This window comes from Staphylococcus sp. 191 (assembly GCF_011174885.1).
GTDB lineage: Bacteria > Bacillota > Bacilli > Staphylococcales > Staphylococcaceae > Staphylococcus > Staphylococcus coagulans.
Window position 1 is genome coordinate 25,449 of sequence record NZ_PNRJ01000014.1, and the last position, 19,786, is coordinate 45,234.

Below are 19,786 nucleotides of genomic sequence, written 5' to 3' on the forward strand. Positions count from 1 at the left end.
TTGTATTAGTTATGCGCGTTCATATCACATTTCATCTTTTCTTTTTAATATGGGAAAGTGCTAAAAGTGTTGAACATAATAAAAAACGCTAGGACTTGTGGAGGATCCTAGCGTTTTATCTATTTATAAATTTATGGAAGGTTAGAGAAATATTGTTATTGAGAAATTATAATCTATCTTGTGGAGGGAAGCGTAAAGTGATTGTCGTTCCTTGACCATACGTACTCTCAACTTCGATATGACCACCGATTTGATGTGCCAATGTTTGAGCAATGTACAAGCCAAGTCCGGAACCACCTGTATCTTTGTGTCTTGAACTTTCGACTCTGAAAGTTCTTTCAAATATATTTTTAATATCTGATTCTGGAATACCCATACCTGAGTCAGAAATCGAAATTGCGATTTCATCATCTACTTCAAAGACCTCTACGGCTAAGGGCGAACCGTGTTCTGAAAATTTAAGCGCGTTGTCAATGAAATTCATGATGATGCGTTCTATTGCGCGCTGGTCTTGTGTGAAAGGTTTGATATTTTCTGCTATTTTTACGTCTAGTTCTCTTTGTTCATGTTGTAATCGTTGTGAGTAGACTTCAAAAATAGGGATTAATAGTTGATCAATGTGAATTTGTGTCAGTTCATTTTCTTGGTAGTTAACTGTGATGACGTCTGTGATATCATCAAACATTCTTGATAGTCGATCTGACTGATTAATTAAGATACTGTAGGCCTTTTGTGTATCTGATTCACTATGAATAATGCCATCTCGTAATCCCTCTGAATAGGATTTAATACTCGCTAAGGGCGTTTTTAAGTCGTGTGCGAGGTTTTGCACCATATTCATTTTTTCTTCTTGCTCTTCTTTAATTAAATTCATTTGCTCTTGAATTTTATCGACCATTTGATCAAAGGATTCACTCAATTCTTTTATTTCTTTAGGGGCATTAATTTTGAGTTTCTCCGTTTCAAATTGGCCTTTTGCGATTTTTTGCGTTTTTTCATTCAACTTTTCAATCTTTTTTATCATGGGGACTGTAAAAAAGATACCGATAATTAGTGTCATCATACCGGAAAGGAATGAACACAATGTCAAAAGAATGGTAAGTGGTCCGTCAAACCACATCAGTTTGTATAATGTATAAAATAAAAATGTCGTTGTAATAATCGTAACGATAAACGAATAGATTAATTGTTTACGTATCGTCATTTAAATCTGCCTCTGAAACTTATAGCCTAGACCCCATACCGTTGCGATAATATAGTCGTCATAGCCATATTTTTCTAGTTTTTCGCGAATACGATGGACATGAACATTAAGTGTGTTCATATCTTCATAGTACTCGTAACCCCAAACTTGTTCTAATAAATCTGTCTTGGACAATGCGACTGATTCATTATTTGCAAAATGCCATAACAATTCGAACTCTTTGATACGGAATGGGATAAGTTCTCCCTCTAATTCTACGGTTTTAGTTAAATTATTTAATACGAGTTTTCCACAACGAATCGTGTCTTGTGTGGAAGGACTTGTGACGTTGACACGGTGTAGAAGATTTTTAACACGTATCACTAATTCACGTGGGCTGAATGGTTTTTTGACATAGTCATCAGCCCCCAACATTAAGCCGAAGATGGTGTCATGTTCGCTTGTTTTAGCAGTTAGATAAATATATGGGATGTCGAGTCCTTTATTCTTCATTTCACGTACAACTTCGTAACCATTCATCTCGGGCATCATGATATCAATCACCATGACATCCACATGGGTATCCAACAATTCCATTGCTTCTACGCCATTAGATGCGGTTGAAACGTGATAACCTTCATATTCGAAATAAGTTTTACAGATTTCTCTGATGTCTTGCTCGTCATCAACTATGAGTATGTGCGCCATTTTCATCATTCCTTATATTTTTACGTTTGATGAAATGATTTAAACTAATTGCTGCTAACGTTTCTTTATTCATTAATAAAATGACAAAGAATAAAAGTTGCACTGGGTAAGTAAAAATCATATCAGCTAAAATATAATTTAACATAATGAACACGCCAAAGAAACTCGCAGTGTAAGATAACACACCTAAAATGAGACCTAAACCAATTGCAATCTCACCTAGTTGTACCATCCACTTGAAAAGTTCTAAATGATTTGCAACACCGAACTCGAAAAATGACTTAAACCATTGGGGGGAATCCTGGTTGTCACGTATAACTGAAACCAATCCGTCAATTGCAAATCCACCTGTTAACTTTTCAAAACCTTGCATCAGTATATAAAAACCTGATCCTAAACGAATAAGGAGAATTAAGACTTTATAAGCTATCGACATATCTTCACTCCTTTCTTATTGATGTTGCTTCTTGTTGATTACTTGATGTTATATCTTGATGATTATTTAAGTTTTGCAGAACCGAAAATAACGTGTGCTTTGTCACAGTAGATAGTTACTGTATCGTAGTCTTCTGCTTTAACACCTTTAAGATCAAAAGTTTGTGTAGATTCGTCATATTTAACTTCGTCTAATTTTTCACCTTTTTTGATGTCATTACCTTTTGTTAAGTAAACGTGTAAGTCTGGACCTTTTGATGATTCGTAGTCTGTTAACATTAACTTACCGTCTTTGATTTCAGCTTTACCTTTAACTGTTTCGTTGTTTTCGCCTTTAAAAGTACCTGATTTCATTACTTTTGAGTTATCTACATTTTTATCTTGCATAGATGTCTCAGCTTTGTTGTCTTCTTTTTTGTCCATGTTGTCATTGCCACAAGCACCTAATAAAAATGTTGTCGCTAATGCACCTGATACTAAAGCCATTTTTATATTCATAAATAATTCCTTCTTTCTAAATTGAGATTACATATATCATTGTAAATAACGCGATGGTTGATTGACATAAACTAGGTATTAATAATTCTTAAATAACTATTAACAGTCATTTCTTTTATATTTTACAATTATTTATATATATAAGAATGAAACAAAATATAAGATGATGCAGGTTATAAGTGGTGTAAATACCGCGTTTCCCCCTTTACTTGCCATGCAAATACATACACTCAATAATGTTCAGCTATTTTATTTTTGATTTATCTTATTAATTAGAGTTATCTTATGACAAAATATTTTATACTATAGAAAAAACAAACCTCACCGTTGAATGTAATGATGAAAAACTTCTGAAAAGAACACCCTATCAGTCATTACACGTCACGATCAGGCTATTTAACATTTTACTTCTTATATTAATAGATTACTTTCTCACAATAATACACTTCGAATTTTATATAAATATATTGCTAAAAATGACACTATTTTATTTCTTCAAAATACGAATAAACCCTATAAAATAGCATCATTCATAAATATTTTTAGGTTAACCTAACTTTTTTATTTACAAAGCTAAAATTATATGCTATCTTAAAAGTGTTCAAATTGATATGCGTGAATAACAAGTGAATGTCCACTTATCATTTTTTTACAATGATTCATCTGGTCTCAAAGGCATGGTCTCATGCGTACTCTGTGATGACCGTATGAACGTTTTGAATAAATTAATGAAATCACGTTAATCTTTTGAACATGACAATTGAGATATTCATACTTTCATATTTTATGTTGGTAGTTATCTCGATTGCTATAGAAATCTAAATTTGTCGTCGTAATGACAATGAATGTGTGCACACAATTCAATTTGAAGCCATTTTAAACATGACTTACAAATTCGACATGATTTATTTTTCTATCGTATAGGTCACTTCAGCAAAGGGTCAAAATCATACACATATCAGTCATTCCTTAAAGGACAACAGTAGGCAAGAATTAATATTCCCTTAACAAGTAAAAGCCAAGTTGAACAATTTTAGACCATTAACAGATGGCGGATTGTTACAACAGAAATGTTTATCCTCCATAGCTAAAGTAAGATTAAACAACAGGTATGAACTCCTAGCGAATTGTCATAACAAAATCGCATGTCATCCCTCTAGTACATGTGATTCTACCGACAATATGATAATGTCACTAAGAGCACATGTATCATTATGTCAAATAGCCCTTAGCATAGTGATACACGATGGTCGTTACGTCATACCCCTATAAGCGTAACACCTCCAAATAATTACAACTTGATTCTATAGTAGCGCGGATTGTTGGTATATCGATACACTCCCTTTCGTATATATCAATAGTCTCGAAACATCTAGTATCATTTTTACAACTCTAGATAATTAAAAATCATCTTAAAATCTTAAAACCTTTATACCCCAGATGTGCTTCATCTCACATCTGGGGTCCCTTATTTTATCCGCCATTTGATTGAGTCGCCTTCTTGATATTCCGACTTTTCACTTTACACCTGTTAATGACAGAGACTTCACGGTGAGAAGCGACTCGATTCTACCGACAACCTTTGAATACATCTCAATCGCTGCTATATATTGTTATTTCATGCATAAAAAAGAAGTGACACATGATCATAACTTCATTTTCAGAAGTCATTAAAAAACGACATGCCCCACTTCTTTAATATAACGTAAATTTATATTTCAAATTCTTCTTTTAAATCATCAAGATAAGGCATACCACCTTGTGCACCCATGCCAGTCACTGAATGACTTGCCGCTAAATTAGCAAATTCAATGGCTTTTGTCAGTGTGTATCCTTTTTGTAAACCGACTGCTAGCGCACCATTAAAAGTATCGCCTGCACCTGTCGTATCTTTGACTGTTCTTTTAAAACTTGGCACTTTCACAAGTGAATCTCCATTATGATAAATTGCACCCGCTGAACCTAATGTCACAATCAATTGATTAGGATATTTTTCAAGCGCTGTTTCGATAGGCGCGCCATCGAACATTTTGGCACTTTCAGTTTCATTAGGTGTTAAGTATGTCGCTTGTTCAACCATCTGTTGTGGAATCTCACGATAAGGTGCTGGATTTAGAATAGAAATCACTTCATGTTGATAACAATACGCAATAACATGTTTCACTGTTTCTTCAGGTATTTCTTGTTGAATTAACACGATATCTTTCGGTTTTAAACGCTCTAAAAAAGGTTGAATTCGCTGTGGTGTCACTTCATAGTTCGCAGAAGGCACAACAATAATACGGTTATCATTTTGAGAAAGTGTGATATGTGCGGTTCCCGTTGGCACGGAATCAATCATTTGAATGCCGTCCATCTGTACGCCATTTTGTTCAAAATTCTCTTTAAGTTGTGTTCCGAATGTGTCATTACCTACGCATCCAATCATGTGAACATGATCTCCTAACCTTGCTGCTGCGACGGCTTGATTTGCGCCTTTACCACCTGGAGTTGTGAAAAAATGCTCACCCAAAACCGTCTCTCCTTGTTCAGGTACAATTTCTGAAGACACAACCAAATCCATTGAAGCGCTTCCAATTACAAATATGTGTTGCATAACGATTCCTCCTTGATGTTTCTCTTCTATTCCATCTTATCCATTTGCCCATCATTTTGCTAATATAACGATACCTATAAATTTAATTTTCAAATCAATTCTCGTGGTTTGTTTTTCCTACAACGGATATCTATATTATCTTTAGAAAGCACTATCATATCGTCGCCTACGTTTCCGCTATTCTAGTGCGTTTTTTCCTTCATCATACTTCCAAAAACAAATTCATAACTTCATTTAGTTTTACAGCACTCAAGCTTTCCGTTTTTATATTATATTCAATAATGATATATTGAATTTATATTACGACTACTTGAAAGGAGTTATCATGTATGACTGAATTTAAACTTGGCGCACAAATGCCTAACTTTGAACTTAAAGCAACAGACGATTCAACTTTTAATTTCCATCAATTTCAACAAGACCATCCAAATCAATGGTATTTTGTGATTAATTTCCGTGGTTCTTGGTGTCCAGTATGTATGGAAGAATTGGATCAATTAATTAAAAATAAAGGTTATTTTGAAGGAAAAGATATTAAAATTATCTTAACTTCAGATGATAGTGCTGAAAACTTACAAAAAATGGTAGAAGAAAAAAGCGTTCCTTATCCAGTTTTAGTAGATAACGACTCAAAATTTGCAGATACTTACGGCGTTTTCAAACATCCAGATGACTCTATTTATGATGATCACGGTTCACATAACGAGCCTGCTTATTTCTTAATATCTGAAGACAATCGTTTGTTATATCAACAAAAACAAACGAATCCATTCGGCCGTCCAACAATGACTGAACTTCGTAAAACAATTCAATATATTAAAAAAACATACCAAAGCCAATCATAAAGTATAGCTGAAGTATGCAAATACGTTTATTTTAAATTTGCACTACAACAATTGAACCGAGGCTGGAAATGACATCCCAACCTCGGTTTTTCTATTGTTTTCAATCTTTATGTATGTTAATTACAATCTCATTAACATACATAAAAAATTCACCTTATCCATAGTTGACAGCTTGAGTAGTAAGGTGCATAGCATTCGTTTATTAATGCTTCAAACTTTTTATTGTAGTTCCATATATAGATTAGAAAATCTAAACTGATAATGTCTGGGTTATGACCAATTTGAGGCCTAAACTTATTTTTGACGTAACGATAGATTACGCGCAATATACATTTCCATCTTGAATCAGTAAGCCAAATCAATAAATCCGCATTTTTAATCCGAAGTTCAAGCGTCTTCGAATAAGTACCGTCACAAATCCATTTTTCATTTTTAACTAAATTAACGATGCGTTGTTCTAAAACATGCGATGCCACCAATTCCCCATCTTCCCAAGCAAATTGGTCTAAATGCGTTACAGGAATATGTAATCGCTCCCCTATTCTTTCAGCAAGTGTTGACTTCCCAGATCCCGGCATTCCAACAATGACAATCCTTTGATACATCTCTCCCACTCCCGTCTTCATATGAATAAACGTCTTTGTATTCCACATCCCGTCCTACATGTGCATATCATTATAACTCGTGGTGAAATTTCGAGTCAAAGCCACATTGAAAACGTACAGGTGGAAAATGACTTTATAAGATGGTATGCCTATTTTAAATACAAAAATTTTAAGTTTTAATTAACAACCGTACAATTATTTTCTTATCTTTTTTATTATCAAAAAATTCAGATTTATCTATCATAAATCCCTTGTTTTCTGATAGGAATTATTATAGTATAACTGTATCTTAATTGATGGAGGTTCTATTTATGGCACTATTTTTATTAGAAACACAAAATTTATCTTTTGCAAAATCATCAGTCGAATTAGATGAAAAGGTCAAATTTCTTTCTGAACAACCAGGACCAGAACTGATTGAAGTACAAGTGACTGAAGATCTGTCACATGGTTATTTTATTGTGGAAAGTGACAGTGAGGCAGAAGCAAAGCAATTTCTAGAAGATGCATCCATTCAAGTGAGTCTTGTTAAAGAAGTCCGCCTTGTAGGCAAAGACTTAGATGAAATTAAAAAAGGAGACGTTTCTATAGATTACCTCGTGACTTGGAATATTCCTGAAGGGATTACAATGGACCAATATTTAGAGCGTAAAAAGAAAAACTCTGTTCACTATGAAGAAGTTCCTGAAGTACAATTTCAAAGAACGTACGTCTGTGAAGATATGACAAAATGCGTCTGCTTATATAACGCACCAAATGAAGATGCTGTTCGTCGTGCACGCGAAGCAGTCGATACACCTATTGATGATATTGAAAAAATTTAAAAATGCACTTCCTTACATCCGAAGACGGCTACTCTGCGCATGACTTATTTTTTCTCGTTTTGTGCGCTTAAAAATCTCTTTACACAATTCAACTTCATAGACATTTCATTCTCAGGGAGTGGGACAATGGTTTTCATATTCAAGCCCACTCCCTCTACTCTAACTACAAAACATAGTATTCTTGTATGATTTAAGGAGGGTGTTCATGATTCAAATTCAAGGACTCAATCATTATTTTGGCGCACATCATGTGATTCGAGATTTTAATTTAACGATTCCAAAAGGTAAAATTATCAGTTTTATCGGTAAAAGTGGGTGTGGAAAGTCAACACTGTTAAACCTTATTGGTGGTTTTTTACCCCCTCACACCGGCCAAGTTACGATTGATGGTATACATAAAACATCCCCTTCTTCAGACTGTTTAATGTTATTTCAACATCATAATTTATTACCTTGGAAAACCATTCATGACAACATTCAATTAGGTTTAGCACATAAAATTCCAACCGATGAAATGAATATGTATCTTGCGACGGTAGGTTTAGAAGGCACAGGGGCTCAGTTCCCAGATGCATTATCTGGTGGTATGCAACAACGTGTTGCCATCTGTCGTGCCCTTGTGCATCAACCTCGAGTGATTTTATTAGATGAGCCTCTTGGTGCTCTAGATGCATTTACACGATATAAATTGCAAGACGAATTGATTACCTTACGGACACATACTCATGCCACGTTACTTTTAGTCACACATGACATTGATGAGGCCCTTTATCTTTCGGACGAAGTTATCTTGTTAGGCGAGGGCTGTCAAATCATCAAACAATACCCTATTCAACAGTCACACCCAAGAAACCGCAATGATGATCAACTGCTTGCAATACGTAATCAGATCATGGAAGACTTTGCGATCAACCATCAGATGGCTGAACCTGAATATTACTTATAGCGAGGGATTTCCATGAAAAAGATGATATTATTTTTACTCATATGTACCCTCTTAGTCAGTGCTTGTGCGCCTCAACAGCAGAGTCAGACATCGACACATACACAAAAGACAATAAAAATTGGCTATTTACCGATTACCCATGCAGCTAATCTAATGATGACCAAAGAGATTAACGAAAAAAATAAACAGCGCAATTATAAAATAAAGCTCGTCCGCTTTAATAACTGGCCAGACTTAATGGATGCTTTGAACAGCGGACGTATTGATGGCGCTTCTACATTAATCGAATTAGCAATGAAATCAAAGTCGAAAGGTGCGCCGATTAAATCTGTCGCGCTCGGTCATCATGAAGGGAATGTCGTTCTCGGTCAAAAAGGACATCATTTACATGATTTTAAATCTAATCGCGATTATTCCTTTGCGATTCCGCATCGATATTCGACACACTATTTATTATTAGAACGGATGAGAGAAAAACTTAATATACAACCGGGTCACTTTCATTATCATGAAATGGCACCTGCTGAAATGCCTGCCGCCTTGAGTGAAAAACGTATATCTGGCTATTCCGTTGCTGAACCTTTTGGCGCAATAGGTGAAAAGTTAGGAAAAGGGCAACTCTTGCAACATGGCGGTGATATTATTCCAGATGCTTACTGTTGCGTACTCGTACTTCAAGAAGATTTGATTCAGCATAATCAAAAAGCTGTGCGCCAATTTATGCGTGATTACAAACAAGCAGGGTACGACATGACGGACACTAAAAAAAGTGTCGATGTGATGGAAAAAAATTATAAGCAAAATCGTAAAATACTTGAACAATCGGCACAATGGACATCTTATGGCGACTTAACAATTAAGGAAAAGGGGTATCGTGACATCGCTAAAAGCGTCTCTGAACATCATCTATTCGAACCCCCTTCTTTTGACAGTTTTGTAGATCCATCATTATACAAGGAGGGTTAGTTCCTATGAGCAATAGTCGGTTATCTCAACGCTTTATACTCCCTTTAATTACTTTTGTACTTTTTCTTTTTATTTGGCAACTTGTCATTTGGATAGGTCACTATCCCCCTATCCTATTACCAAGTCCCTTACAAGTTGGGGCAAGCATTTGGAAATTCATTATAACCGGGGAAATTGGCATCCATCTCAGTATTAGTCTCTACCGCTTCGTCATTGGGTTTATCTTTGCGATTGTGTTGGCAATTCCTATTGGCATTTTATTAGGCCGCAATGATGCATCTTTTCACGCGATTGAACCTTTACTCCAATTAGTAAGGCCCATATCGCCTATTGCGTGGTCCCCTTTTATCGTCCTATGGTTTGGCATTGGAAACTTGCCAGCGATTGTAATTATTTTTATTGCTGCGTTCTTTCCAATTGTCTTTAATACGATTAAAGGCGTACGTACGATTGACCCGCATTATTTAAAAATAGCTAGCAATTTGAACTTAACCGGATGGAAGCTCTATCAAAATATTATTTTTCCAGGCGCATTTAAGTACATGATGACAGGGATACATATCGCTGTTGGAACGAGTTGGATTTTCTTAGTCTCTGGAGAAATGATTGGAGCGCAGTCTGGCTTAGGCTTCTTGATTGTAGATTCACGAAATATGTTGAATTTAGAAGATGTCTTATCGGCTATCTTTTTTATCGGGCTTTTTGGATTTTTAATCGATCGGCTCATTAGTTATTTAGAAAAATTAATGCTCAAGCACTTTGGGGAATCTTAATTTATAGGAGGCGTCACGCATGTCTATCGACACACTGATTGAAAATGAACTAGAACCTTATTTAATTGATATTGATTACGGTGATTACTATGCTAAATCATTCATCCAACAACTTTTCACAGAAGGCCATTTTTCAGAAGACAATCTCATAAAAAATGCACAGTCTATCGAAAAAGTCTCAGAAGCTTGTCTGACTACGGGCTTTTGTTTATGGTGCCAACTGGCCTTTTCTACTTATTTAAAACAAGCAAAACAACCCGCACTCTATCGCGATTTGCAACAGAAAATTTTATCAGGCGAAGTATTGGGGGCTACGGGTTTATCTAATCCGATGAAATCTTTCAATGATCTTGAAAGTTTTAACTTAACACATGTTGATCATGGCGATACAATCGTAGTCAATGGACAACTACCTGCCGTAAGTAATATTGGATCTGACCACTATTTTGGTGCAATTTCTCAACATCAAAATAACGGAGAACTGGTTATGTTTATTATACGTGCCAATACAGCAGGGCTCACGTTAGAAGAAAAATCAAATTTCTTTGGCGTCAATGGTTCTGCTACATATCGCATTACTTTTGATGAAGTCAACGTGACTAAAGACCAAATCATTACTAAAAAGGCCGAACAATTTGCTTCAGCGATACGTCCGCAATTTATTGCACTTCAAATTCCAATTGCACTTGGTGCGATTAAAAGTTCATTGGACTTAATCCGCCAATTTTCAAATGCACAAAACGGCATCAATGCTTATCTAGAATATGACGTTAGAGCTTATGAACAAAGGTATCGTCAGTTACATCAACAATTTTATACCTTACTTGAAAGCCATCAAGACACGTTACAAACACACCTTTTAGAACTCGTTCAACTCAAAAAAGCGCTAGGCTATCTTTTATTAGAAGTCAATCAAGCTTCCATGGTCAATGGTGGCTCTCGTGCTTATTCACCCAAAGCACCACAAGCACGTAAACTCAAAGAAGGCTTTTTCTTTGCCGCACTAACGCCTACATTAAGACATTTAGGCAAACTCGAAACCACGCTACAATCACAATAATACCGCTTCATCAACAATTTGAAGTCAACGGCTTCTTCCTCTATGGATGAATGACCATCACTGACCGGTTTGCGTATGGGATAATGTTCTACTTTACGTAAACCGAGTCATTCTTTTTAAATCACTCTTACCTCTTTATCCTCATAAATGTATGTAGATTAAGAAACATTTTTATCACGAACCCACTTACTGAATTCCAACGGAGACAAAGGCTCAACGACTCTATTTATGTCTATACTGTGACTAATATCTGAAAATAAAGTCTTTTTCTTTTTACAATTTTGTGAACTATGTTATATTTCATGTAAGGGTTTACATTATGTGTAAGGAGCTGTCGTAAATGAAACAATGTACTTTGGAAACGTTCAAAACATTGATACATGATGGCGATGTGATTGGTTTAGCTGCACTCACTGTTTCTAACCTTCCTACAGCTTTACTTTACGGATTAGCAGAGCAGTATGATGAAACAGCTTCACCTGCGCATCTCACTTTTATGTTAGCAAATGACATTAGTACAGGAGGCCATACGATTGATTTAGACCATTTCATTCAACGCAATATGGTCGATCGCATCATCATGAGTATAATGACGGCTTCCCCTTTGACAGCGCAGGCGATTCAATCGAATCAAGTTGAAGCGTATTTTTTACCACAAGGTGTGATTGCCACACATTACCGTCAAACCAATCATCTCACACCAGGTATCATTACTAAAATCGGTCTTCATACACATATTGACCCGCGATATAAAGGCGGTAAAGCTAATGAAAAAACACAAGAATCTTTAGTCTCTTTAATTAATATTGAAGGAGAGGAATTTCTTCATTATCATTTACCAGCCGTTAATATTGCACTCTTAAGAGGCACTTATGCTGATGAAAAAGGCAATATTTATATGGATGAAGAAGCGCATCTTGGTGAAAGTTACAGTGTTGCATTAAATGCCAAAGCCCATCACGGGACAGTCGTTGTTCAAGTGAAAGCTATTGTTGATAGTCGTCAACAAAATCCAAATCATGTTTTTATACCAGGTTCTCTCGTTGATTATATTTATGTTGTAGAAGATATCGCCTATCACCGTCAATTGATTCAAACACAATATAGCCCTGCACTATCTGGGCAAATGCGTGTTGAATCTTTGCCGGAGCCCCCCTTACCGTTCAGCATACGAAAATTAATTTTACGTCGGGCGGCTCAATTTTTAACAACAGGCGATACGATTAGCATTGGCTTTGGCATCAATAACGAACTCACGAACCTCCTGCATGAGGAACGTGTGGAACATCTAGTCCAGCCGATTATGGATATTGGCATATTTGGTGGTTTTATCGGAAGTCGTGACTACTACGGTATGAATTTTAACGTTGATGCCCGTATGCGCCACGATTTAACTTGGGATTTTATTTATAACAGTGGTATTTCAATCGCATTTATGAGTTTTGCAGAAGTGGATCAATACGGTCATGTCAATGTCTCATATTTCGGTCATCGAATGAATGGCTGTGGTGGTTTCATCGACATTAGTCAGTCTGTCCAAAAAATTGTTTTCTCTGGCACATTAGTTGCTAGGGGTCAACTGAGCGTGTCAAATCAAGCCTTACATGTTGAACAACAAGGACAGACGCAAAAATTTGTCTCAAACGTATCCAATATTGACTTTAATGCGGATTACGCCAAGTCACTTCAGCAAGAAATCTATTATGTGACGGAACGTGCCGTCTTTCAATTAACTCAAGATGGATTGATGCTAATAGAAGTCGCACCAGGACTAGATATAGAGCGAGATGTCATTGCTCAAATGGGCTTTAGACCGCTCGTTTCCAAAAATCTGAAAACCATCGACACATCCATTTATCATCACGTATGGGGGGCGCTTTTAGATCGCATACAGACAGAAGCATGACGATCAAAAATGAAACAAGGGGGTATATTTATGAATTTCGACTGGATCAAAACACGCGCAGATTTTGATGTTGAAAAACCAGCTGTCATCGATCCATTTAAAGAGACACAATGGACATATCAACAACTCAATATTCGTGCGGATAATATGGCACATTATCTCGAATCACAAGGGATTCAACAAGGAGATGTCATTGGTATATTTGCACCTAATGATGTCGCCATATTGGATTTATTATTTGCCTCATTTAAAATGGGCGCAGTCTTTCTTCCTATCAATTGGCGACTTAATCCTAAAGAAATTGCCGGTGTTGTGTCAGATTCAGGTTTAAAAATTCTTTTTTACGCAGAAAGGCATTTGAGTTCACTTAATGAGATTAATCCTGATTATTTGCATATGGACATAGATTCAGATGCATACAATCAAATAGTTGACCCCTCTCAACATCATGTTTACAAAGCCAAAGCTGTTGAGCCAACAGATCTCGCTACATTGATTTATACAAGTGGTACGACAGGTGTGCCAAAGGGCGTCATGTTTTCATATGAATCGTTCGTCAATAACGGCGCAAATATTGAACTAACTTATAAATTTAACTCCGAGTATTTAACCATTATTTCAACACCTATGTTTCATGTGCTCGGTTTTAACGATACAGTTCTTCCTACTTTAATGTCCGGTGGCACGCTTGTTTTACAACGTTATTTCAATGGCGAGGCGCTCAATGACCTCATCGCACAATATCATCCAGACTTTTTGATTATGATTCCAACCATGTATTACAGTACATTGAACCAAAAAAACTTTAATCCTGACGATTTTAGAGCCATCAAGTTTGTTATTCAAGGCGGCTCGCAACCTTTACCTAGTATTCAACAAGCATTCAAAAAATATGGCATTAACATTATTAATGGCTACGGTTTAACCGAAGCTCCTCTTGTCATGGTCAATACACCTGAAAATGCACGTCATAAACCGATGAGCATTGGTAAATCGGTCATGTTTGTCGACGCAAAAGTGTTGGATGAAGATAAAAACGAAGTGGGCGATGGCGAAATTGGGGAGTTGGCCATTCGCTCTAAAAATGTGACACCTGGGTATTGGGGACAGCCTGAAGAAACGAAAAAATCTTTCCATAATCAGTACTTCTTAACGGGGGATCTCGCTAAAAAAGATGAAGATGGCGATATTTACATTATTGATCGTAAGAAAGAACTCATTATCACTGGTGGCGAAAATGTCTTACCATCAGAAGTTGAAAACGCCTTAGCTGAGCATCCATTAATTGATCGTTGCGTCGTCGTAGGATATGAACATCCAAAATATGGAGAATCTATCGCTGCAGCTATTATTTTACGAGAAAAAGTGCCCGACTATGTTGAACAATTGGACAAGCATATGCGCGAACGTCTTGCAGGCTACAAAGTACCACGGATGTATTTACCCGTCACACATATGCCACTGAATTCAACACAAAAGCCAGACAAACTCGTGATTCGTGAAATGATGAATTCAAAAGTGAATAAAGAAGCATCTTCCGAAGCCAATCACAATGCATAAGGGAAACATCGTATACGCAATTTTGAGGAGGAATGTCAAATGACTACTGAAAAAGAAGCAAGATTGAAAAAACTTTACCCTGAAGATATTTTAAGCATTTCCAAAATGTTAACCAATGGCGAATTGACATTACTTGAAGAGCTCAATCATCTGTTAGAAAGCAAATACCGTAAAGACATTAATCAACATTGGGTCAATGCAACTGTTCCAGAAGATTATTTTAAAGACATCGGTGACTTGAATTATTTTAGTCATCCCCTACTCTTTAAAAATCGTGAAAATGCAAAAACACCAAGCCAACTGTTCCAATTTTTCATGTCTTACACAATTGCACGCTTCGATGTTTCACTTGCTACTTTATTAGGGGTACATCAAGGATTAGGTCATAATACGTTTTTATTTGGTGGTAGCAAAGAACAAGTGGCCAAATATGTTCCTAAATTACAGTCTCATGAACTGAGAACTTGTTTTGCGTTAACTGAACCTGATCACGGTTCTGACGTTGCGGGTGGTTTAGAAACTGTCGCTGAGCAACGTGGTGATGAGTGGGTATTAAATGGTGCTAAAAAGTGGATTGGTGGCGCACATGTTTCAGATGTCATCCCTGTATTTGCGATTAATAAAGCTACAGGAAAGCCGCATTGCTTTATTGTGACACCTGATCAAGAAGGCGTCGACATTGAAATCTTAGAAAATAAAATTGCCTTACGTATTGTCCCTAATGCACTTATCCACCTTAATCAAGTGACGGTGAAAGAGTCTGACCGTTTACAAAACATTACAAGCTTTAAAGATATCGCTAAAATTCTTTACTCTACACGCGCAGGCGTCTCATATATGGCTACCGGCGCGCTTGCTGGGACATTGCGCGCCACACTCGACTATGTAAAAGAACGTCAACAATTCGGAAAATCAATTAGTCAATTTCAACTTGTTCAAGAGAAACTGGCGATGATTCAAGGTAATCTCACACACGCGATGGCGATGTGCGCACAGCTGGCACGTATGCAAGAAAATGGTGAATATGATGAGGTCGCAACATCCACAGCCAAAATGATGAATACGTTACGACTTCGAGAGTCCGTAGCGATGGGGCGCGGGATAACTGGAGGCAATGGTATTTTAGCAGACTCTTATGACATTGCACGCTTTTTCTCAGACGCTGAAGCCATGTACACGTACGAAGGGACACATGAGATTAATGCCCTGGTCATTGGCCGCGCATTAACGGGAACTTCTGCATTTATTTAAATCGCTTATGCTTCAAAATCTATCTATCACACAATGTCATATCAATTAAGTTTGAAATTGCTTAGAAATGGAGGAATGATGATGACGATCAGAAAAGTTACAATTCTTGGTGCTGGTACAATGGGCGCACAATTAGCCGCAGTATTAGTCAATGCAGGATTAAAAGTTAAATTATTAGATATCGTATTAGACAAATCCGATCCCAATCAAATTTCTAGAGCTGCATACGAACGAATCACACACCCTAAGAAACCGTTGTTATTCGATTTAGATTTTGCTTCAAATCTTTCTTATGGCAACTTTAACGATGACTTAGAAAATGATGATGCTGACTTGTATTTAGAAGCTGTTAAAGAAGACTTAAGCGTCAAACACGAAATATGGAAAAGTGTCGCACAGTCTGCACCAGCTCATGCTTACTTTGCAACGAACACATCAGGAATACCGATTGAGGCTATTGCTAAAGTTTTTAATGACGCGGACAAAGCGCGTTTTATGGGGTTACATTTTTTCAACCCACCTCGTATTATGAAATTGGTCGAATTAATACCAAATCAACAAACACGTAGAGAGATTATTGATGAGATGCATACTTTCACTGAAGACGTCTTAGGCAAAGGCGTCATTGTCGTGAATGATGTACCCGGATTTGTCGCAAACCGTGTCGGCACACAAACGATGAATGATATTATGTATCGCGCAGAACAACAAAATTTATCTATTCCTGAAGTGGATGCACTCACTGGACAGATTATCGGTCGTCCAAAAACAGGGACTTATGCATTGTCTGACTTAGTTGGTCTAGACATTGCCGTTTCCGTAACGCAGGGAATGCAACAATCAGAAAAAGAAAAACCCTACTTCAAAGATGTCACTTTAGTCAATCAACTCTATGAAGCGGGTGCACTCGGTCGAAAAACGAAGCAAGGCTTTTATAAGAAAGATAAAAAGCAGCATCAAAGACTTGTCTATGATCCAAAACAACAAGATTATATTCAAGTTGAAGCGCCTCAACTCCCAATATTGGCAGAATTCAACAAAGATTTAGCACACAATTTAGATGTCATCTTCAATGCGAAAGACCCTGCTGGACTATTTTTATGGGAAACGTTGCGTAACAATTTCTATTATGCTGCGATTAATGTCCCTTACGCCACTAGTGATTTCCGTGATATCGATCGCGCTATTGTATGGGGATTCAACTGGAAACTCGGCCCATTTCAGCTTTGGGATTTAATGGGCTTTGAGCGTGTGAAAGCACGGCTACAATCTGAACTGGGTGACTTGCCAGAGTGGATTGAAGCACATGAAGAAGGCTTCTACCAAGAGGGCGAAACGATTGCACATGTGACACCTGTTTCAGAAATAATTGATGAAGTCATTTGGAATCGTGAGGATTCACAATTAGCAATTGTTAACAGACGTCAACTTTTATTTAAACTGCAAAGTAAAAATAACGTTATCACTGATGACTTTAATGATGATTTGGTCGAAGCAATTGACGTATTAGAAAACGAAGCCTACTCAAGTATGGTGATCTACGCAGAAGGACCCCACTTTAGTGTAGGCGCTAATCTCTATGCGATGAAAGAAGCACATGAAGCTCAAAAAGTAGAAGAATGGGTCGCACCTGCAATCGAAAAGCTTCATTCAAGTTTCAATCGCTTAAAATATAGTACGAAACCTATTGTGACTGCGGTTCAAGGCCGAGCATTAGGCGGTGGCTGTGAACTGGTGCTTCATTCTCCATTTGTCGTCGCGAGCAGTGAAACATATATCGGCTTAGTGGAGGCAGGCGTAGGTTTATTACCAAGTGGCGGAGGCCTTGCTGAATTGGCTGGACGTATTTTCCAAACTGACCACCTGTTTAATGATAAACAAGCATCTATGTTACAACTGTTACAAACAATTGGTCTTGCTAAAGTTTCTACCAATGCCTTTGAAGCACGCCGTTATGGCTTTTTAAAACCGACAGACAGCATTATTTTCAATCAAGATCGACGTGTAGAAGTCGCTTTAAAACGGGCACAATTCGAGGCTGATGCACATTACAGACCTGAACCTAAGCGTCAATACATTGCGTTAGGTCAAGATTTTCTCGCCTTAGCTAAAGGTCAACTTGACGCACAACGTGAGGGCCATTTCATTAGCGATCATGACTATGATATCGCGGTACGCATTGCAACAGTACTGTCGGGCGGAAACTTACCGCGCAACACTTATATCAATCAACGCTATATGCAAAAACTGGAAAAACAACATTTTATTGCACTTTTAAAATCAGAACCCACATATGACCGTATCAGTTATATGTTAAAAAATGGGAAGCCTTTAAGAAACTAAGTTTGTTGAGAAAGGATGATGAATATGCGTGAAGCCTATATTGTCGCATACGGACGGTCGGCAGCAGCAAAATCAAAAAACGGTGCTATGTTTCACGAAAGACCTGATGAAGTAGCAGCTCAAGTTTTATCAGGCGTCTTAAAACGGGTTAGCGGCCAATTTCGCTTTGATATGGTAGATGATGTCATTGTCGGAAATGCTTTTCCAGAAGGTTTACAAGGTCAAAACATCGCCAGAACAATTGCATTAAGAGCAGGTCTACCGGAGTCCGTGCCTGGTCAAACCGTCAATCGGTATTGCTCATCTGGATTACAAACAATTGCGCTCGCAGCCAATCAGATTATAGCCGGACAAGGGGATATTATTGTCGCTGGTGGCGTAGAACTGATGAGTGCTGTACCTATGGGGGGCAATGAACCGACAAACAACCCCATCTTAGAGGATCAAAATGTAGGTGTTTCAACTCCTATGGGACTTACAGCCGAGAATGTTGCACAAACATATAAAGTTTCTCGAGAAGACCAAGATGCCTATGCCGTACAAAGTCATCAACGTGCTGCACGTGCGCAACGAGAGGGTAAATTTGAAGATGAAATTATACCTATCGATATTCACAAGGTTGAATATCATGCTGATGGTCCACAGGTACATGTAGAAACGTTTGATCAAGATGAATTTATACGCCCTGATACGAACGTTGAAACGTTGCACCAACTACCAACCGTATTTAAATCAGACGGAACAGTCACAGCCGCAACTTCTGCACCGCTTTCTGATGGAACAGGCTTTGTCGTCGTCATGTCTGGGGAAAAAGTAAAAGCGCTCAATGTCAAACCTATCGCCCGATTTGTTAGTTTTAAAGCAGTCGGCGTAGATCCAAAACTTATGGGTATCGGCCCTGTTTACGCCATTCCTGAAGTGTTAAAATCTGCCAACTTAACGATTGATGATATTGATTTAGTTGAATTGAATGAAGCCTTTGCAGCCCAAACTTTAGCTTCTATGCGAGAAACAGGACTCAGTGCTGATAAAACGAATGTTAATGGTGGTGCCATTGCATTAGGCCATCCACTCGGTGCAACGGGTGCGATGCTTACCGCACGTTTACTCTCTGAAATGAAAAAACGACCAGACACACGTTACGGCATGGTGACGATGTGTATTGGTGTCGGCATGGGTGCTGCTGGTATCTTTGAAATGGTACGTGAATAAAGCACATTAATCACATTGGAGAAAGCCGAAAACACAAAAACAAAACGGAGTCAGGACAAGCTATGCGAATCAATC

The 19,786-nt window shown here is 37.5% G+C and carries 17 protein-coding genes; 11 read left to right on the top strand and 6 right to left on the bottom strand.

The features are described from left to right. Positions 1–166: 166 nt before the first annotated feature. The 5 genes from C1H58_RS09450 to rbsK all read right to left on the bottom strand — a co-directional run bounded on the left by C1H58_RS09450 (position 167) and on the right by rbsK (position 5,420). On the bottom strand, positions 167–1,204 hold the full coding sequence (locus tag C1H58_RS09450; RefSeq protein ID WP_060829334.1) for a sensor histidine kinase: 1,038 nt from the start codon (positions 1,202–1,204) through the stop codon (positions 167–169). Beyond that, positions 1,205–1,891 carry a response regulator transcription factor gene (locus C1H58_RS09455; protein ID WP_016426001.1) on the bottom strand — a complete coding sequence of 229 codons (687 nt, stop codon included), beginning with the start codon at positions 1,889–1,891 and terminating at the stop codon, positions 1,205–1,207. Then, complete coding sequence (locus C1H58_RS09460) at positions 1,869–2,327, bottom strand: DoxX family membrane protein (RefSeq protein WP_050329840.1); 459 nt, start codon at positions 2,325–2,327, stop codon at positions 1,869–1,871. The genes C1H58_RS09455 and C1H58_RS09460 overlap by 23 nt, the downstream gene beginning before the upstream one ends. A gap of 62 nt (positions 2,328–2,389) precedes the next feature. After that, on the bottom strand, positions 2,390–2,824 hold the full coding sequence (locus tag C1H58_RS09465) for a DM13 domain-containing protein (protein WP_016425999.1): 435 nt from the start codon (positions 2,822–2,824) through the stop codon (positions 2,390–2,392). Between the two features lie 1,711 nt (positions 2,825–4,535). Continuing rightward, positions 4,536–5,420, bottom strand: a complete 885-nt coding sequence (gene rbsK, locus C1H58_RS09470) for a ribokinase (RefSeq protein ID WP_165546044.1) — start codon at positions 5,418–5,420, stop codon at positions 4,536–4,538. Between the two features lie 329 nt (positions 5,421–5,749). Here rbsK and C1H58_RS09475 point away from each other — a divergent pair, with 329 nt between their 5' ends. Then, on the top strand, positions 5,750–6,265 hold the full coding sequence (locus tag C1H58_RS09475; protein ID WP_165546045.1) for a peroxiredoxin family protein: 516 nt from the start codon (positions 5,750–5,752) through the stop codon (positions 6,263–6,265). Between the two features lie 149 nt (positions 6,266–6,414). Here the strand turns inward: C1H58_RS09475 and C1H58_RS09480 are convergent, their stop codons facing one another. Then, positions 6,415–6,870, bottom strand: coding sequence for a P-loop NTPase family protein (locus C1H58_RS09480; protein WP_165546046.1), 456 nt, complete (start codon positions 6,868–6,870; stop codon positions 6,415–6,417). 311 nt (positions 6,871–7,181) lie between these two features. On the opposite strand from C1H58_RS09480, the gene C1H58_RS09485 reads away from it, so the two are divergent. From C1H58_RS09485 to C1H58_RS09530, 10 genes are all read left to right on the top strand, one after another. Next, positions 7,182–7,694 (top strand): DUF4242 domain-containing protein, encoded by a 513-nt coding sequence (locus C1H58_RS09485; RefSeq protein WP_050329836.1) that lies wholly within the window; start codon positions 7,182–7,184, stop codon positions 7,692–7,694. Between the two features lie 205 nt (positions 7,695–7,899). After that, on the top strand, positions 7,900–8,640 hold the full coding sequence (locus tag C1H58_RS09490) for an ABC transporter ATP-binding protein (RefSeq protein WP_165546047.1): 741 nt from the start codon (positions 7,900–7,902) through the stop codon (positions 8,638–8,640). A gap of 12 nt (positions 8,641–8,652) precedes the next feature. Further along, positions 8,653–9,606: an ABC transporter substrate-binding protein gene (locus C1H58_RS09495; protein ID WP_165546048.1), complete on the top strand. Its 954-nt coding sequence runs from the start codon at positions 8,653–8,655 to the stop codon at positions 9,604–9,606. A 5-nt stretch (positions 9,607–9,611) separates the two neighbouring features. Continuing rightward, a complete protein-coding gene (locus tag C1H58_RS09500) occupies positions 9,612–10,379 on the top strand; it encodes an ABC transporter permease (RefSeq protein WP_050329833.1) in 768 nt (255 codons plus the stop codon). 19 nt (positions 10,380–10,398) lie between these two features. Then, on the top strand, positions 10,399–11,439 hold the full coding sequence (locus tag C1H58_RS09505; RefSeq protein WP_165546049.1) for an acyl-CoA/acyl-ACP dehydrogenase: 1,041 nt from the start codon (positions 10,399–10,401) through the stop codon (positions 11,437–11,439). Positions 11,440–11,779: 340 nt separating this feature from the next. Next, a complete protein-coding gene (gene fadX / locus C1H58_RS09510) occupies positions 11,780–13,345 on the top strand; it encodes a fatty acid degradation protein FadX (RefSeq protein WP_165546050.1) in 1,566 nt (521 codons plus the stop codon). Between the two features lie 30 nt (positions 13,346–13,375). After that, positions 13,376–14,905: a long-chain-fatty-acid--CoA ligase FadD gene (fadD, locus tag C1H58_RS09515; protein ID WP_165546051.1), complete on the top strand. Its 1,530-nt coding sequence runs from the start codon at positions 13,376–13,378 to the stop codon at positions 14,903–14,905. A 39-nt stretch (positions 14,906–14,944) separates the two neighbouring features. Next, entirely contained in the window at positions 14,945–16,156 is a 1,212-nt protein-coding gene (fadE, locus tag C1H58_RS09520) for an acyl-CoA dehydrogenase FadE (RefSeq protein ID WP_165546052.1), read from the top strand. 81 nt (positions 16,157–16,237) lie between these two features. Beyond that, positions 16,238–18,499, top strand: coding sequence for a 3-hydroxyacyl-CoA dehydrogenase/crotonase FadB (fadB, locus tag C1H58_RS09525; RefSeq protein ID WP_165546053.1), 2,262 nt, complete (start codon positions 16,238–16,240; stop codon positions 18,497–18,499). A gap of 24 nt (positions 18,500–18,523) precedes the next feature. After that, positions 18,524–19,711 (top strand): thiolase family protein, encoded by a 1,188-nt coding sequence (locus C1H58_RS09530; protein WP_165546054.1) that lies wholly within the window; start codon positions 18,524–18,526, stop codon positions 19,709–19,711. Positions 19,712–19,786 lie beyond the last annotated feature (75 nt).

Bases quoted from the DNA above. Each gene is read 5' to 3' on its own strand.
- C1H58_RS09450 (WP_060829334.1), bottom strand. From the start codon at position 1,204: ATGACGATACGTAAACAATTAATCTATTCGTTTATCGTTACGATTATT.
- C1H58_RS09455 (WP_016426001.1), bottom strand. From the start codon at position 1,891: ATGGCGCACATACTCATAGTTGATGACGAGCAAGACATCAGAGAAATC.
- C1H58_RS09460 (WP_050329840.1), bottom strand. From the start codon at position 2,327: ATGTCGATAGCTTATAAAGTCTTAATTCTCCTTATTCGTTTAGGATCA.
- C1H58_RS09465 (WP_016425999.1), bottom strand. From the start codon at position 2,824: ATGAATATAAAAATGGCTTTAGTATCAGGTGCATTAGCGACAACATTT.
- rbsK (WP_165546044.1), bottom strand. From the start codon at position 5,420: ATGCAACACATATTTGTAATTGGAAGCGCTTCAATGGATTTGGTTGTG.
- C1H58_RS09475 (WP_165546045.1), top strand. From the start codon at position 5,750: ATGACTGAATTTAAACTTGGCGCACAAATGCCTAACTTTGAACTTAAA.
- C1H58_RS09480 (WP_165546046.1), bottom strand. From the start codon at position 6,870: ATGTATCAAAGGATTGTCATTGTTGGAATGCCGGGATCTGGGAAGTCA.
- C1H58_RS09485 (WP_050329836.1), top strand. From the start codon at position 7,182: ATGGCACTATTTTTATTAGAAACACAAAATTTATCTTTTGCAAAATCA.
- C1H58_RS09490 (WP_165546047.1), top strand. From the start codon at position 7,900: ATGATTCAAATTCAAGGACTCAATCATTATTTTGGCGCACATCATGTG.
- C1H58_RS09495 (WP_165546048.1), top strand. From the start codon at position 8,653: ATGAAAAAGATGATATTATTTTTACTCATATGTACCCTCTTAGTCAGT.
- C1H58_RS09500 (WP_050329833.1), top strand. From the start codon at position 9,612: ATGAGCAATAGTCGGTTATCTCAACGCTTTATACTCCCTTTAATTACT.
- C1H58_RS09505 (WP_165546049.1), top strand. From the start codon at position 10,399: ATGTCTATCGACACACTGATTGAAAATGAACTAGAACCTTATTTAATT.
- fadX (WP_165546050.1), top strand. From the start codon at position 11,780: ATGAAACAATGTACTTTGGAAACGTTCAAAACATTGATACATGATGGC.
- fadD (WP_165546051.1), top strand. From the start codon at position 13,376: ATGAATTTCGACTGGATCAAAACACGCGCAGATTTTGATGTTGAAAAA.
- fadE (WP_165546052.1), top strand. From the start codon at position 14,945: ATGACTACTGAAAAAGAAGCAAGATTGAAAAAACTTTACCCTGAAGAT.
- fadB (WP_165546053.1), top strand. From the start codon at position 16,238: ATGACGATCAGAAAAGTTACAATTCTTGGTGCTGGTACAATGGGCGCA.
- C1H58_RS09530 (WP_165546054.1), top strand. From the start codon at position 18,524: ATGCGTGAAGCCTATATTGTCGCATACGGACGGTCGGCAGCAGCAAAA.